Genomic DNA, 14,222 nt, shown 5'->3' on the forward strand with positions numbered 1-14,222 from the left:
CTCCGCGTGGATTCACCCGCGGGGCTTTTTTTATTACACTGCCTGAAACGATTTTGCCCCTGAGCTACGGCTAACAAGCGATTCAGCTGTTTTTAACCCAACTGAAACACATTGTTGATCCAACGCTCTGACAGATAAATTTTAGGAGCCTCTATGAATCCGAATTTGTTACGCGTAACAAAACGTATTGTCGAACGTTCTCGCGACACGCGTTCCGCCTACCTTGCCCGTATTGAACAAGCGAAATCGACTACCGTTCATCGTTCACAGCTGGCGTGCGGTAACCTGGCGCATGGTTTTGCTGCCTGCCAGCCGGATGACAAGGCCTCGCTGAAAAGCATGCTGCGTAACAATATCGCGATCATTACCTCCTATAACGACATGCTTTCCGCACATCAGCCGTACGAACATTATCCGGACATCATTCGTAAAGCGCTGCATGAAGCCAATGCGGTAGGCCAGGTCGCTGGCGGTGTTCCTGCGATGTGCGACGGTGTGACCCAGGGACAGGATGGGATGGAGCTTTCGTTACTGAGTCGCGAAGTGATTGCGATGTCGGCTGCTGTCGGCCTCTCACACAATATGTTCGACGGCGCGTTATTCCTTGGCGTGTGCGACAAAATTGTCCCGGGTCTGGTGATGGCGGCACTGTCATTTGGTCATCTGCCTTCGATCTTTATTCCCTCCGGTCCGATGGCGAGCGGTCTGGCGAACAAAGAAAAAGTGCGTATCCGTCAGCTGTATGCTGAAGGCAAAGTCGATCGCATGGCGCTGCTTGAATCCGAAGCGGCGTCTTATCACGCACCGGGGACCTGTACGTTCTATGGCACGGCAAACACCAACCAGATGGTGGTGGAGTTTATGGGGATGCAACTGCCAGGGTCCTCATTCGTACACCCGGATGCCCCGCTGCGCGAAGCGTTGACCGCCGCGGCTGCTCGTCAGGTAACGCGTCTGACCGGCAACGGCAATGAATGGATGCCGATCGGTAAAATGATCGATGAAAAAGTAGTGGTGAACGGTATTGTCGCGCTGCTGGCGACCGGGGGGTCAACCAACCATACAATGCACCTGGTTGCGATGGCGCGTGCAGCCGGGATTCTGATTAACTGGGACGACTTCTCCGATCTGTCCGATATCGTGCCGTTGATGGCGCGTCTGTATCCGAATGGTCCGGCAGATATTAACCACTTCCAGGCAGCGGGTGGCGTGCCGGTGTTAATGCGCGAACTGCTGAACGCGGGTCTGCTGCATGAAGATGTGAACACCGTTGCCGGGTTTGGTTTATCGCGTTACACCATGGAACCCTGGCTCAACGATGGTGAGCTGGACTGGCGTGAAGGGGCGGCGAAGTCGCTGGACAGCAATGTGATTGCTACCATCGATCAGCCATTCTCCCACCACGGCGGTACCAAAGTGCTGAGCGGTAACCTCGGACGTGCTGTGATGAAAACGTCGGCGGTTCCGGTAGAAAATCAGGTAATTGAAGCGCCCGCGGTTGTTTTTGAAAGTCAGCATGATGTATTGCCGGCCTTCGATGCGGGACTGCTCGACCGTGATTGCGTAGTCGTTGTGCGCCATCAGGGACCAAAAGCAAACGGAATGCCAGAATTACATAAACTCATGCCGCCACTTGGTGTATTATTGGACCGTTGTTTCAAAATTGCGTTAGTTACCGATGGACGACTTTCAGGTGCTTCAGGTAAAGTGCCTTCAGCAATCCATGTAACCCCAGAAGCCTATGATGGCGGGCTACTGGCAAAAGTACGCGATGGCGACATCATTCGTGTGAATGGACAGACAGGTGAATTGACGCTGCTGGTTGATGAAGAGGAACTTGCTTCTCGTCAGCCTCACATTCCTGACCTCAGCGCATCGCGCGTGGGCACAGGCCGTGAAATGTTCAGCGCGTTGCGTGAAAAGCTGTCCGGTGCGGAACAGGGCGCAACCTGTATCACTTTTTAAGACTTATTTTGTAATCAGGCGAGAGAAAACTCTGATGAAAAACTGGAAGACAAGTGCAGAAGCAATCCTGACCACTGGCCCGGTTGTACCGGTTATCGTGGTTAATAAACTGGAACACGCAGTGCCGATGGCAAAAGCGCTGGTTGCAGGCGGCGTGCGCGTTCTGGAAGTGACCTTACGTACCGCATGTGCGATGGATGCCATTCGCGCGATCGCAAAAGAAGTTCCGGACGCTATCGTTGGTGCAGGTACTGTACTGAATCCGCAACAGCTGGCTGAAGTGACCGAAGCCGGTGCGCAGTTTGCTATCAGCCCGGGCCTGACCGAGCCGCTGCTGAAAGCCGCAACGGAAGGCACTATTCCGCTGATCCCTGGTATCAGCACCGTGTCTGAACTGATGCTGGGTATGGACTACGGTTTGAAAGAGTTCAAATTCTTCCCTGCTGAAGCAAATGGCGGTACCAAAGCGCTGCAGGCAATTGCGGGTCCGTTCTCTCAGGTGCGTTTCTGCCCAACCGGCGGTATCTCTCCGGCGAACTACCGTGACTACCTGGCACTGAAAAGCGTGCTGTGCATCGGTGGTTCCTGGCTGGTTCCGGCGGATGCGCTGGAAGCGGGTGATTACGATCGTATTACCAAGCTGGCTCGTGAAGCAGTAGAAGGCGCGAAGCAGTAAGCCGTTAATGCGTAAACCGTAGGTCGGATACGGCATCAATGCTTTATCCGGCCTACGGGTCTGGTTTTTATCCTGCAACTTTCACCTGTGCGGCTGCGTCTTTCGCGCGTATCACCGCATCTTCAATGTTCTGTGCTGTGGCCAGCACAACGCCCAGACGACGGCTTCCGTCGATTTCCGGCTTGCCAAAGAAACGCACTTGCATACCCACACCTACAGCGGCTTGCACGTTATCAAATGTGATATTCTTGCTGGTAAGTTGCGGCAGAATAACGGCGGAAGCAGAAGGTCCATACTGGCGGATTTCGCCAACGGGCAGACCGAGAAATGCACGTACGTGCAGGGCAAACTCAGACAGATCCTGCGAAATTAAGGTCACCATACCCGTGTCGTGAGGGCGAGGGGAGACTTCGCTGAAAATCACCTCATCACCGCAGACAAACAGCTCCACGCCAAACAGTCCGTGACCGCCCAGCGCCAGTACCACCTTGCGGGCAATCTCCTGCGCGCGCGCAAGCGCCAGGTCACTCATCTGCTGCGGCTGCCAGGACTCGCGATAATCGCCATCTTCCTGGCGATGACCTACCGGCGCGCAGAAATGCACACCATCAACGGCGCTGACGGTTAGCAGAGTGATTTCAAAATCAAAATTCACTACGCCTTCGACGATAACGCGTCCGGCGCCTGCCCGGCCTCCCTGTTGAGCATAGTTCCACGCCTCGGTGAGCTGATCGACTGAACGGATAAAGCTCTGCCCCTTGCCGGAAGAACTCATTACCGGCTTCACAATGCAGGGATAGCCGATTTCGGCAACGGCCTCACGAAATCGTGTTTCGGTGTCTGCAAAACGGAAAGATGATGTGGGTAAAGACAATTCTTCGGCTGCGAGGCGACGGATTCCTTCCCGGTTCATGGTCAGTTGGGTCGCTCGTGCGCAAGGCACAACGTGTTGACCTTCCTGTTCCAGTTTGATCAGCATATCCGTGGCAATCGCCTCTATTTCCGGCACGATGTAATGTGGTTTTTCACGTTCGACAAGCTGGCGTAATGCCTCGCCATCCAGCATGTTAATTACATAGGAGCGATGGGCAACGTGCATGGCTGGCGCGTCGGGGTAACGATCCACGGCAATGACTTCCACACCCAGGCGTTGGCATTCAATCGCCACTTCTTTACCCAGTTCACCTGAACCTAATAACATCACTCGCGTTGCTGCGGGACGCAGCGCTGTGCCTAATAACGTCATAAATTAATCCCCTGTTTTATCTGAGCGCAGTATATACGAAAACGTTTGCGTCTGTCTTTATTACTAGGTTGATTTAAGGGCTTAAAAAGAATATACTGTACATAAATACAGTTAATTTAAGAGGCTGCAAAAATGGCGGTTGAAGTTAAATACGTAGTCATTCGGGAAGGTGAGGAAAAAATGTCGTTTACCAGCAAAAAGGAAGCCGATGCGTATGACAAAATGCTGGATACAGCAGATCTGCTCGACACATGGCTGGAGCAATCGCCGGTAGCGCTCGAAGACGAGCAGCGTGAAGCTCTTTCCCTGTGGCTGGCTGAGCAAAAAGATGTGCTGAGCGCCATTCTGAAAAACGGCAAGCTTCCTTCGCCACAGGCTGTCGAAAACGATGCACACACTGAGGATGATACTCAGGCTGCCTGAAACGACTTGCGCTCCTGACGTTTTGTACCATGCTTTTCCCTGAATCATTGTGCAATCTCTGACGTTATTTCACGTTGCCGCAGGCAACCTGAAGGACGAAGGGGAGATTAAGGAGAAAAGAATGTATAAAAAAAGAGCGTTATTGAGCCTGCTGTTATTGTCTGCCAGCGTATCGGTATTTGCGGCAAATATGGAAAGCAAGAATGTTCAGTTCCCCAAGTGCGAAGGACTGGATGCTGACGGTATTGCGGCAAGCGTGAAACGTGACTATCAGCAAAATCGCATCGCGCGCTGGGCTGACGATCAAAAACTCGTCGGGCAAGCCGACCCTGTCGCCTGGGTCAACACGCCCGATATTACGGGCAAAGACGGGAAATGGTCAGTTCCCCTGACGGTTCGCGGTAAAAGCGCGGATATTCACTATCAGGTAAAAGTCGACTGCAAAGCCGGAACGGCGGAGTATCAGCCGCAGTAACGCAGGTATTTGCACATCTTTTGATGACCTGAACACTTCCTGACATCCCCTCGGGTACGCTTTGATGATTATTCGTCTGTACTTGAGGGGCAAAATGGCTAATTGGCTGAATCAACTACAATCTCTTCTTGGGCAAAAAGGATCCTCCACGTCATCTTCTGGCGAGCAAGGGCTGAGTAAACTTCTGGTTCCAGGCGCGTTAGGCGGTCTGGCAGGATTACTGGTTGCCAACAAATCTTCACGTAAATTACTGAGTAAATACGGCACCAGCGCGCTTCTGGTGGGCGGCGGCGCGGTTGCCGGTACCGTGTTATGGAACAAATACAAAGATAAAGTTCGCGCTGCGCATCAGGATGAGCCGCAGTTCGGCGTACAAAGCTCACCGCTGGATGAGCGAACCGAGCGTCTGATCCTGGCGCTGGTTTTTGCGGCGAAAAGCGACGGTCATATTGATGCTAAAGAACGAGCGGCCATTGAGCAGCAGCTTCGTGAAGCGGGCGTGGAAGAGCAGGGCCGCGTTCTGATTGAACGAGCCATTGAACAACCGTTAGATCCCCAGCGCCTGGCGCAAGGGATCCGCAACGAAGAAGAAGCGCTAGAAATTTACTTCCTGAGCTGTGCGGCGATTGATATCGACCACTTTATGGAGCGTAGCTATCTCAATGCGCTGGGCGATGCGTTGAAGATCCCGCAGGATGTTCGTGAAGGCATTGAACAGGATCTCAAAGAACAAAAACAGGCTTTACCGGGTTAATTACTTACCGCTAAGGCGCATGTTTCGCTTGCATCATTGCTGTCTTTTGCCACCCTTATAGGATGTTTAAGCAAAAGAACAATGACATGCTACCAAAAGCTTCTCGTATTCCCCGCGCCATGACGCAGCATGGCGATACTCGTGTTGATAATTATTACTGGCTGCGAGATGACACCCGCTCGCAGCCAGAAGTGCTGGATTATCTGCAACAAGAAAATGCGTATGGCCGCCAGGTTATGGCCTCGCAGCAGGCTTTGCAGGATCGCGTCCTGAAAGAAATTATCGACCGTATCCCGCCTCAGGATGCTTCCGCCCCCTATGTGAAGAATGGTTATCGCTACCGGCATATTTATGAACCGGGGTGCGAATATGCTATTTATCAGCGTCAGTCTGCTTTCAATGAAGAGTGGGATGATTGGGATACTCTGTTGGATGGGAACCAGCGCGCGGCACACAGCGAGTTTTATACGCTGGGAGGACTGGCGATATCTCCGGATAACACCATCATGGCGCTGGCAGAAGATTATCTCTCTCGCCGGCAATATGGCGTGCGTTTTCGCAACCTGCAAAGCGGCAACTGGTATCCGGAAGTGCTGGAAAACGTCGAAGCGGATCTGGTCTGGGCGAATGATTCTCAGACTTTCTATTACGTGCGCAAGCACGAAACAACGTTATTGCCGTATCAGGTGTGGCGACATACGGTCGGCTCGCCATCGTCACTGGATGAGCTGGTGTATGAAGAAGCCGATGATATGTTTTATGTCAGCCTGCATAAAACCACCTCGCTACACTATGTGGTTATTCATATCGCCAGCGCGACCACCAGTGAGGTTTTACTGCTTGACGCAGAACTGGCGGATGCCGAACCGTTGGTCTTTTTAGCGCGACGCAAAGACCATGAATACAGTCTCGATCACTATCAACACAATTTTTATCTGCGCTCCAACCGTCAGGGGAAAAATTTCGGCCTGTATCGTACCCGCGTTCGTGATGAGCAAGCCTGGGAGACGCTGATCCCTGCGCGCGACAATGTGATGCTGGAGGGCTTTACGCTATTCACTGACTGGCTGGTGGTAGAAGAGCGTCAGCGCGGCTTAACCAGCCTACGACAGATTAATCGTAAAACGCGCGAAGTGGTCGGGATCGCCTTTGACGATCCGGCTTATGTGACCTGGCTTGCCTATAATCCAGAGCCGGAGACATCGCGTCTGCGCTATGGCTATTCCTCCATGACCACCCCGGACACGTTGTTTGAACTGGATATGGACACCGGGGAACGTCGTGTGCTTAAGCAGACGGAGGTCCCCGGATTTGATGCAGCGAATTACCGTAGCGAACACCTATGGATAACCGCGCGTGATGGCACCGAGGTTCCGGTTTCGCTGGTTTATCATCAAAAGTATTTCCTGAAAGGAAAAAATCCGTTACTCGTTTATGGCTATGGCTCATATGGCGCCAGCATGGACGCCGATTTCAGCAGCAGCCGTTTGAGCTTACTGGATCGCGGCTTTGTTTATGCTATTGCGCATGTGCGTGGTGGTGGTGAATTAGGACAACAGTGGTACGAGGACGGTAAGTTTCTGCACAAGAAAAATACTTTTAATGATTACCTCGACGTTTGTGATGCGTTGCTAAAAATGGGCTATGGCGCGCCTGAGTTATGTTATGGCATGGGCGGAAGCGCCGGAGGCATGTTAATGGGCGTCGCCATTAATGAGCGCCCGGAACGCTTCCATGGTGTTATTGCTCAGGTGCCATTTGTCGATGTGGTAACCACAATGCTCGATGAATCAATTCCCCTGACGACCGGTGAGTTTGAAGAGTGGGGGAATCCGCAGGACGAAGAGTATTACACCTATATGAAAAGCTACAGCCCGTATGACAATGTAACCGCGCAGGCATACCCACATCTGCTGGTCACGACGGGATTACACGATTCCCAGGTGCAATACTGGGAGCCAGCAAAATGGGTGGCAAAACTGCGTGAGCTGAAAACGGACGATCGTTTGCTGCTACTTTGCACAGATATGGATTCCGGACACGGCGGTAAATCCGGGCGTTTTAAATCTTACGAAGGCGTGGCCCTTGAGTACGCTTTTTTGATTGGACTGGCGCAGGGAACGCTGCCTGCTCAGGCGTGATCCAAATAGTGTTTTAGCGTTAATCGCAGTTCCGGGCTCATATTGTCAAGGTTATTAAATAACCAGCGCAGATAGCCCGGATCGCGCTCAGCCACTTCCGATACCGGTTTTCCGCGGTACTTACCAAAAGTGAAAGTAGTGAGTAACGCGGGACGGCCGGTAATATCGACCATTTGATCGGCTGTCCAGCCTGACGTCTGCATGATGTCGATCAGCAGTGCCGCAGTAATGTAGCAATCGTACAGGGCGCGGTGATGGTGGAGACCCGCTGGCGTCTGGACGCTCAGCTTGCGCGATTTATACAGCGCCATGTTGCTGTATTTGATCCCCGGCCACAACCGACGGGAGAGCTTCATGGTGCAAATCCATTCCCCGGGCATATCGGGCAATACGCGGCGGTCAAAGCTGGCATTGTGCGCCACGTACCACTCGCTGCCGTAATACTGCGGGATGACGTCTTCAATCCATGGCTTATCGGCCACCATTGCTTCAGTAATGCGATGGATAGCCATCGCCTGTGGGCTGATGGGGCGGTCAGGGCGTACCAGGTGGCTCATGGGGTTGACTATTTTTCCATCAACCACGTCGACAGAAGCAATTTCAACAATGCCTCCCTGTAGACCACAGGTTTCTGTATCTATTATGCGCAACATGCCATGCTCCTGACCCAAAACGACTAGCGTAATGGAATGATATCACCTTGCCAACCCCGTGGCGTGCGTTGGCCGGTTAACAGCAACGAACCGCTGTCTGCGCGAACAATCAATCGACCTCGTTCATCCCATAACGCACTGCTACCCCGCGCATTGGCCATTAATACCGCGATGGCGAATTTATGTGAGAAACTTTGTAGGCGAGATGTAGAGGAGAGCAGTTCCGGTTCACTGACTGACTGGCAGCTGGTGAACAGCGAATAGGCCGGGTCGATATCTATGCCTTCCGGTTGGCTATCTACAACGCTGATGGCATTTCGCTGTCTGGCAATACAGGCCCCGTGGCTCTGATGGAAGGTTAGTGGCGAAGTCATCCAGGGAGAGAAAAGTGCAATGCCTTTCACGAACCGGTTGTTATGTTCTACCGGTAGTCCCGCAATTATCGTCATGCGATAAGTCGCGGCGGCATGTGCGAGAGGTTCTAACAGCGCTTCATCGGGTGGGGCAGGAAGCGCGTCATTCTCATCAACACAACCCAGCAATGAGAGGGAAGGGAAGACCAGCAATTCACATTGGCATTGAGCTGCCGCATGAATGAATTGCAGGTGATGCGCGACATGTTCGGTAACTGAGGTGTGAAGAGGTTCGTATTGTGCTGCTGCGATTTTCCAGTATGACATAATGATTTCCTTTTCATAGTGTCTACAACCATCCTTAATGTGTGGATTAAGAATATGCTTATACTGTAGCAGGCGTCATGTAAGGAATCGTAACGTAATATAAGTTTTATTTAACTTTAGGCTCGTAAGGTAAACGTGAAAGAGAAACGGATGCCAGGCGGTGCGCGATGAGTCTTTCGCGGAACCAGTCGCGTAAATGCTCTGGCTGTTCGCGTTCAACAACTTCTGCAACAACGGGCATATTGTATCGTTCCTTAAATGCCACTCCAGCCGCAGCCAGATCGACATTGACCTTGTCCATTTCCGCTTGCTCAAGTTTGGCCAGATTGATGTTCATGGGCTTCTCCTTTTCTCTGTCTTTCGGCGCGCAAAGTTACTAAGAGTGTGCGTTAATGGCAAGACAGAAATGATGATTCTCGACTCGACCATTGTAGAAGGTTATTCTCTACAGGTTAGACATAACAAAAAGGAATAGTTGAAATGGCTTCATCTGCATCTATGCTTCGCAACGCGCTCATCGTACTCGCCAGCGTCCTGGCAACACCTGCGGCATTGGCGCATGCCCACCTCACAAAACAAAGTCCGGCGGCTAACGCTGAAGTTGCGGCATCTCCTCAGGCGTTGACGCTGAATTTTTCTGAAGGCGTAGAGCCGGGATTCAGCGGCGCAACGCTGACCGGTCCTAACAAAGAACAGATCAAAACGGGCAAGGCATCGCGCAGTGAGCAGGACAAAACGCAGCTGATTGTTCCGCTTGATCAAACGCTTGAAGCAGGAAAATATACGGTCGACTGGCACGTTGTCTCCGTGGATGGTCACAAGACGAAGGGGCAATATACCTTTAGCGTGAAATAACCAATGCTGGCATTTACCTGGGTTGCGCTACGGTTTATCCATTTTACCGCTTTGATGCTGGTGTTTGGCTGTGCGCTTTACGGCGCATGGCTGGCCCCCGTTTCGGTTCGTCGTTTAATGATGCGTCGTTTTTTACGTCTGCAAAGGCATGCTGCAACGTGGAGCTTTATCAGCGCGACGCTGATGCTGGCGATTCAGGGTGGGTTAATGGGCTCAGGCTGGCGGGATGTTGTCTCTACTGATGTTTGGCTCGCCGTGTTGCAAACGCAATTTGGCGGCGTCTGGTTATGGCAGATTATCCTCGCGTTGGTCACGCTGGTGGTGACCATCATGGTGCCGCGTAGCATGCCGCGACTGCTGTTAATGCTGACAATTGCGCAGTTTATTTTGCTGGCTGGCGTCGGACATGCGACGCTGCACAGCGGTATCCCTGGCGCAATCCAGCAGGTTAACCACGCCTTACATTTGGTATGCGCTGCCGCCTGGTTCGGCGGTTTGCTGCCCGTACTTTACTGTATGCGAATGGCGCAAGGTCGCTGGCGGGAACAGGCCATCAGTACCATGATGCGCTTCTCACGCTATGGGCATCTTTTCGTTATCGGTGTTTTACTAACCGGTATTATGAATGCGCTGTTTATTGTCGGTTTTTCTGTTCCCTGGCACATGGCTTACGGGCGACTGCTTTTGTTAAAAGGTGCCCTGGTCATGTTAATGGTGGCGATTGCGCTGGTGAATCGGTATGTTCTGGTACCACGTATGCGGCAGGATAACCGCGGTATGACTCTCTATTTTATTTGGATGACCAAGCTGGAATGGGGTATAGGAGCAGTTGTGCTGGCGATTGTCAGCTTGTTTGCAACCCTTGAACCTTTCTGATTAATGGACTGGCGAAACGCATGAAAAAAATCATTATCTCTTTATTACTCCTGGCAAGCTCCGGAGCCGCGCTGGCTGCGCCGCAAGTCATTACCGTCAGCCGTTTTGAGGTTGGCAAAGATAAGTGGGCGTTTAATCGGGAAGAGGTGATGCTGACCTGCCGTCCAGGTAACGCGCTGTATGTCATCAATCCCAGTACGCTGGTGCAATACCCGTTGAATGATGTCGCCAGACAGCAGGTGGAGAGCGGAAAAACCACGGCAAAGCCGATCGAGATTATCCAGATCGATGATCCGGCGAAACCGGGCGAAAAAATGAGCCTGGCACCGTTTGTAGAGCGTGCAGAAAAGCTCTGCTAATTGTCAGATGTAGCGCTCTGATTTCCAATAAAAAACCGCAAGCATCTCGCAGGAGAACTTGCGGTTTTTGCGTTTGGATGCGTAACAAACGTCCTTTTTTTCCGGCCACTTTAGTCGCGGACTGGAAAACCTGGCGCTGTCATCTATTCTTAAATGGCAGGGTAACTTAGCCTGCATTAATGCCAACTTTTAGCGCACGGCTCTCTCCCAAGAGCCATTTCCCTGGACCGAATACAGGAATCGTATTCGGTCTCTTTTTATGTGGCGAATGCGATGCCATCCAGGGCAAAACACGGCGTATTGCATGCTGCATTCTCCATAAACCATACCATACTCCTGCCCACGATCGTCCAGGCTTTTTTACCAACATTGCTAAAATTATAATCAGGTACCCTTGTACTCTGGAGGCGACATGGGACGACCTGGCAATATCTATCAACGAATCGACGGTACGCAGTGGCGTCACGTCTGGGTGGTTGGGGATATCCACGGATGCTTCTCGATGCTGATGGCTAAGCTGCGCCAGTACCGTTTTGATCCCTGGCAGGATTTGCTGGTTTCAGTGGGGGATGTTATCGACCGTGGACCAGACAGTTTGCGTTGTCTGAAACTACTGCGTAAACACTGGATTGTCGCGGTCAGGGGGAATCATGAACAGATGGCGCTGGACGCGCTGGCGACGAGGGATCAATTCATGTGGTTTATGAATGGTGGCTCGTGGTTCGAGCAGGCGGAGCAACCGGCAGCGAAATTTGCTCTTGAAGCGTGTTGGCAGTTACCCTGGATACTGGAGCTGCATTGTCAGAACGGTATACACGTTATTGCTCATGCCGATTACCCGGATGATGATTATCAGTGGCTAAAAGAGATCGATTTACAGCGCGTGCTGTGGGACCGTTCGAGGCTGATGAACAGTGGTTGTGCGATTCAGGGCGCGGATCACTTCTGGTTTGGCCACACGCCGCTGCGCCATCGGCTGGATCGCGAGAATTTACACTATATTGATACCGGTGCTGTATTTGGCGGCGAGTTAACGCTGGTACAACTGCAATAATCAAAAATCGCTGTATTCCTGGGCCGGATGCCAGAAACTGTCGATGTAGTCGTCCGCAGGTAAACATCCGCCGTTACGAATACGTTGATCGTCCATCGATATCAGGCACTGCTGCTCAGTTTTGTAGACATCAACCACGATATCTTCACAACCGCCATCCAGATAGCACACAAAAAGAACCAGCGTGAACATTCCATCCTCAAATGGTAAAGCCATACCTGTAGTGTAGAAGATGTTGATAGATGAGGGAAATTAACCAAGAAATAACCCGTCTGGCGACGGGTTCTTTTTGAATCAGGCAAGGCGCATGATCCAGGCATCTGACTTACGATCGTAGTGTTCGCGAAATAGTACTGAATGTTCTCCGTTCAACAGGGCCGGGACGCTGGTTTCGGCATCCCAGGCATCCAGTTGCATACATAAATCCGGATCGGATTTACACGGAATGGTTAACGTTCGGTCCCCCGGCGATTCGCCATGTAACTCGGCGTCGTCGATTTCAAAAGCGCCAATGCGCACACTGGTTTTCATCATCGTGCTCTCCGTTAATTTGCTGGTTGTGGTACGACCAGTTAGGGCGTCCATTTTTCAGCGTAGTCAACGTTAGCAAAAGCGCCAGTAAAAACGTGCGTTATCCCGTAAAGAGTTTGCCATCCCGGACAAGATCGCGCGGGTAGCTATTCTTCAGTCGCGATCCAATGCGTTTTGCCAGACCGATCGGCTGATGCTGGAACGTAACCAGTACGTCGTCACTTGTCGGTGCGGTTTGCGGGTAAACATCTCTACCGCGATACCACTCTTCCGCTTCGGCAAGGGTCAGTTCGAATGCATGGCTGTGGTTCGGGTCGGCGAGGGCGATAACGGCCTCATGCTGCCAGCGATACCCTTTATTGTGGGTTTCGGCCAGTTTGATCCCGAGTCGAGAAAAGCGAACCTTGCCAATCAGAGGTTCAATTTCAGTCGGGAACAGCCAGATCTCTTTATCGCGCTGCCACAGGCGCAAATTATCTTCCCACTGCAGTCCACAAGCGCTCGCGGCTTGCGTGACAAGCGCAGATTCGCGTCCTTTAAGCGGGCTAAACGGGAAGTTACCGACTTTGTACTTCGGCGCAGGTAGTGCAGGGATTGCAGCTATTTTGCGCAAACGCGCAACGAAGAAACCTTCGCAATCGTAAATCTGCGGGAATACATGCAGGAATCCTTCCGGCGTCAGGGCGCGTTCGGCCTGCGGAAATAAATCGCCCAGAGGTAAAAACTCGACGGCATCAGGGTAGGTCTCAATCAACCACTGCATGATATTTTCATTTTCGTCACGATTAAGCGTACAGGTCGAGTAAACCAATGTGCCACCGGGACGCAGGGCGTGGAAGGCGCTGTCGAGTAATTCGCGCTGGGTCGCGGCAATTTCCAGATTACTTTCTACAGACCAGTTTTTTAGCGCATCGGGGTCTTTACGCACCACACCTTCACCGGAACACGGTGCGTCGAGCAATATGGCATCAAATGACTCCGGCAACGCAGCGCCAAATACGCGTCCGTCAAAATGGGTCAGGGCGACGTTGGCTATCCCGCAACGGCTGATATTGGCATGCAGGACTTTGACGCGACTGGCAGAAAACTCATTCGCCAGAATGGCGCCTCGATTATTCATTTTTGCGGCAATTTGCGTGGTTTTGGAGCCGGGGGCTGCCGCAACATCCATTACGCGTTCCGGGGTATTGCCTTCGGCGAACAGTGCTGCGACTGGCAGCATTGAACTGGCTTCCTGAATATAAAACAGGCCGCTTAAATGTTCTGCGGTGCTGCCGAGCGGCACTGACTCTTCATCATCGCGCTCGATCCAAAAGCCTTCAGCACACCAGGGAACCGGGGTGAGAGACCAGTTGTAAGGTGCTGTCAGCGCGAGGAAATCGGCAACGGAGATTTTCAGCGTATTGACGCGAATGCTGCGGCGCAACGGGCGCTGACAGGCAGCGAGAAATTCATCGAATGAGAGCGTGGAAGGCATTGCTTCACGCATTTGAGTCAGAAAGGCGTCGGGAAAATAAGCCACTTGGTACCACCG

17 protein-coding genes are annotated in these 14,222 nt (G+C 52.1%); 10 read left to right on the forward strand and 7 right to left on the reverse strand.

Annotation, left to right across the window (positions count from 1 at the left end; translation table 11 throughout):
* Positions 1–153: 153 nt before the first annotated feature.
* Together edd and kdgA are read left to right on the forward strand one after the other, a co-directional pair.
* Positions 154–1,965, forward strand: a complete 1,812-nt coding sequence (gene edd, locus JQN59_RS10060; protein WP_008785050.1) for a phosphogluconate dehydratase — start codon at positions 154–156, stop codon at positions 1,963–1,965.
* A 34-nt stretch (positions 1,966–1,999) separates the two neighbouring features.
* Positions 2,000–2,641 (forward strand): bifunctional 4-hydroxy-2-oxoglutarate aldolase/2-dehydro-3-deoxy-phosphogluconate aldolase, encoded by a 642-nt coding sequence (kdgA, locus tag JQN59_RS10065; protein ID WP_003034901.1) that lies wholly within the window; start codon positions 2,000–2,002, stop codon positions 2,639–2,641.
* A 67-nt stretch (positions 2,642–2,708) separates the two neighbouring features.
* Here the strand turns inward: kdgA and purT are convergent, their stop codons facing one another.
* Positions 2,709–3,887, reverse strand: coding sequence for a formate-dependent phosphoribosylglycinamide formyltransferase (gene purT / locus JQN59_RS10070; protein ID WP_149607413.1), 1,179 nt, complete (start codon positions 3,885–3,887; stop codon positions 2,709–2,711).
* Between the two features lie 132 nt (positions 3,888–4,019).
* On the opposite strand from purT, the gene yebG reads away from it, so the two are divergent.
* The 4 genes from yebG to ptrB all read left to right on the forward strand — a co-directional run bounded on the left by yebG (position 4,020) and on the right by ptrB (position 7,680).
* Positions 4,020–4,310 (forward strand): DNA damage-inducible protein YebG, encoded by a 291-nt coding sequence (yebG, locus tag JQN59_RS10075; RefSeq protein WP_032943780.1) that lies wholly within the window; start codon positions 4,020–4,022, stop codon positions 4,308–4,310.
* A gap of 121 nt (positions 4,311–4,431) precedes the next feature.
* On the forward strand, positions 4,432–4,785 hold the full coding sequence (gene yebF, locus JQN59_RS10080; RefSeq protein ID WP_020996626.1) for a protein YebF: 354 nt from the start codon (positions 4,432–4,434) through the stop codon (positions 4,783–4,785).
* A gap of 94 nt (positions 4,786–4,879) precedes the next feature.
* A complete protein-coding gene (locus JQN59_RS10085; RefSeq protein ID WP_048235202.1) occupies positions 4,880–5,539 on the forward strand; it encodes a tellurite resistance TerB family protein in 660 nt (219 codons plus the stop codon).
* Positions 5,540–5,625: 86 nt separating this feature from the next.
* Complete coding sequence (gene ptrB, locus JQN59_RS10090; protein ID WP_188110089.1) at positions 5,626–7,680, forward strand: oligopeptidase B; 2,055 nt, start codon at positions 5,626–5,628, stop codon at positions 7,678–7,680.
* Here ptrB and exoX read toward each other — a convergent pair.
* The 3 genes from exoX to JQN59_RS10105 all read right to left on the reverse strand — a co-directional run bounded on the left by exoX (position 7,671) and on the right by JQN59_RS10105 (position 9,350).
* The gene (exoX, locus tag JQN59_RS10095; protein ID WP_003833802.1) at positions 7,671–8,333 is read right to left on the reverse strand and encodes an exodeoxyribonuclease X; all 663 of its coding nucleotides are present in this window, start codon (positions 8,331–8,333) and stop codon (positions 7,671–7,673) included. The two genes, ptrB and exoX, sit on opposite strands and share 10 nt — an antisense overlap.
* Before the next feature lie 23 nt (positions 8,334–8,356).
* Positions 8,357–9,013 carry a carbon-nitrogen hydrolase family protein gene (locus tag JQN59_RS10100; RefSeq protein WP_008785043.1) on the reverse strand — a complete coding sequence of 219 codons (657 nt, stop codon included), beginning with the start codon at positions 9,011–9,013 and terminating at the stop codon, positions 8,357–8,359.
* Between the two features lie 106 nt (positions 9,014–9,119).
* Complete coding sequence (locus JQN59_RS10105; protein WP_003034925.1) at positions 9,120–9,350, reverse strand: DNA polymerase III subunit theta; 231 nt, start codon at positions 9,348–9,350, stop codon at positions 9,120–9,122.
* A 143-nt stretch (positions 9,351–9,493) separates the two neighbouring features.
* Here JQN59_RS10105 and yobA point away from each other — a divergent pair, with 143 nt between their 5' ends.
* The 4 genes from yobA to pphA all read left to right on the forward strand — a co-directional run bounded on the left by yobA (position 9,494) and on the right by pphA (position 12,157).
* Positions 9,494–9,868 carry a CopC domain-containing protein YobA gene (yobA, locus tag JQN59_RS10110; protein ID WP_003833799.1) on the forward strand — a complete coding sequence of 125 codons (375 nt, stop codon included), beginning with the start codon at positions 9,494–9,496 and terminating at the stop codon, positions 9,866–9,868.
* A 3-nt stretch (positions 9,869–9,871) separates the two neighbouring features.
* Positions 9,872–10,744 carry a copper homeostasis membrane protein CopD gene (gene copD, locus JQN59_RS10115; protein ID WP_008785042.1) on the forward strand — a complete coding sequence of 291 codons (873 nt, stop codon included), beginning with the start codon at positions 9,872–9,874 and terminating at the stop codon, positions 10,742–10,744.
* A 20-nt stretch (positions 10,745–10,764) separates the two neighbouring features.
* Positions 10,765–11,103 (forward strand): YebY family protein, encoded by a 339-nt coding sequence (locus JQN59_RS10120; protein WP_003833793.1) that lies wholly within the window; start codon positions 10,765–10,767, stop codon positions 11,101–11,103.
* 412 nt (positions 11,104–11,515) lie between these two features.
* Entirely contained in the window at positions 11,516–12,157 is a 642-nt protein-coding gene (gene pphA, locus JQN59_RS10125; protein ID WP_149607415.1) for a protein-serine/threonine phosphatase, read from the forward strand.
* Here the strand turns inward: pphA and JQN59_RS10130 are convergent, their stop codons facing one another.
* The 3 genes from JQN59_RS10130 to rsmF form a co-directional block, all read right to left on the reverse strand.
* Positions 12,158–12,349 carry a YebW family protein gene (locus JQN59_RS10130; RefSeq protein ID WP_003034941.1) on the reverse strand — a complete coding sequence of 64 codons (192 nt, stop codon included), beginning with the start codon at positions 12,347–12,349 and terminating at the stop codon, positions 12,158–12,160. It abuts the gene before it with no gap.
* A gap of 102 nt (positions 12,350–12,451) precedes the next feature.
* On the reverse strand, positions 12,452–12,688 hold the full coding sequence (locus JQN59_RS10135) for a YebV family protein (protein ID WP_165612495.1): 237 nt from the start codon (positions 12,686–12,688) through the stop codon (positions 12,452–12,454).
* A gap of 100 nt (positions 12,689–12,788) precedes the next feature.
* Positions 12,789–14,177, reverse strand: coding sequence for a 16S rRNA (cytosine(1407)-C(5))-methyltransferase RsmF (rsmF, locus tag JQN59_RS10140; RefSeq protein ID WP_204528211.1), 1,389 nt, complete (start codon positions 14,175–14,177; stop codon positions 12,789–12,791).
* Positions 14,178–14,222: the final 45 nt, after the last annotated feature.

Source organism: Citrobacter sp. B72 (assembly GCF_016894305.1).
GTDB classification, from domain to species: Bacteria; Pseudomonadota; Gammaproteobacteria; order Enterobacterales; family Enterobacteriaceae; genus Citrobacter; species Citrobacter portucalensis.

Bases quoted from the DNA above. Each gene is read 5' to 3' on its own strand.
- edd (WP_008785050.1), top strand. From the start codon at position 154: ATGAATCCGAATTTGTTACGCGTAACAAAACGTATTGTCGAACGTTCT.
- kdgA (WP_003034901.1), top strand. From the start codon at position 2,000: ATGAAAAACTGGAAGACAAGTGCAGAAGCAATCCTGACCACTGGCCCG.
- purT (WP_149607413.1), bottom strand. From the start codon at position 3,887: ATGACGTTATTAGGCACAGCGCTGCGTCCCGCAGCAACGCGAGTGATG.
- yebG (WP_032943780.1), top strand. From the start codon at position 4,020: ATGGCGGTTGAAGTTAAATACGTAGTCATTCGGGAAGGTGAGGAAAAA.
- yebF (WP_020996626.1), top strand. From the start codon at position 4,432: ATGTATAAAAAAAGAGCGTTATTGAGCCTGCTGTTATTGTCTGCCAGC.
- JQN59_RS10085 (WP_048235202.1), top strand. From the start codon at position 4,880: ATGGCTAATTGGCTGAATCAACTACAATCTCTTCTTGGGCAAAAAGGA.
- ptrB (WP_188110089.1), top strand. From the start codon at position 5,626: ATGCTACCAAAAGCTTCTCGTATTCCCCGCGCCATGACGCAGCATGGC.
- exoX (WP_003833802.1), bottom strand. From the start codon at position 8,333: ATGTTGCGCATAATAGATACAGAAACCTGTGGTCTACAGGGAGGCATT.
- JQN59_RS10100 (WP_008785043.1), bottom strand. From the start codon at position 9,013: ATGTCATACTGGAAAATCGCAGCAGCACAATACGAACCTCTTCACACC.
- JQN59_RS10105 (WP_003034925.1), bottom strand. From the start codon at position 9,350: ATGAACATCAATCTGGCCAAACTTGAGCAAGCGGAAATGGACAAGGTC.
- yobA (WP_003833799.1), top strand. From the start codon at position 9,494: ATGGCTTCATCTGCATCTATGCTTCGCAACGCGCTCATCGTACTCGCC.
- copD (WP_008785042.1), top strand. From the start codon at position 9,872: ATGCTGGCATTTACCTGGGTTGCGCTACGGTTTATCCATTTTACCGCT.
- JQN59_RS10120 (WP_003833793.1), top strand. From the start codon at position 10,765: ATGAAAAAAATCATTATCTCTTTATTACTCCTGGCAAGCTCCGGAGCC.
- pphA (WP_149607415.1), top strand. From the start codon at position 11,516: ATGGGACGACCTGGCAATATCTATCAACGAATCGACGGTACGCAGTGG.
- JQN59_RS10130 (WP_003034941.1), bottom strand. From the start codon at position 12,349: ATGTTCACGCTGGTTCTTTTTGTGTGCTATCTGGATGGCGGTTGTGAA.
- JQN59_RS10135 (WP_165612495.1), bottom strand. From the start codon at position 12,688: ATGAAAACCAGTGTGCGCATTGGCGCTTTTGAAATCGACGACGCCGAG.
- rsmF (WP_204528211.1), bottom strand. From the start codon at position 14,177: ATGCGTGAAGCAATGCCTTCCACGCTCTCATTCGATGAATTTCTCGCT.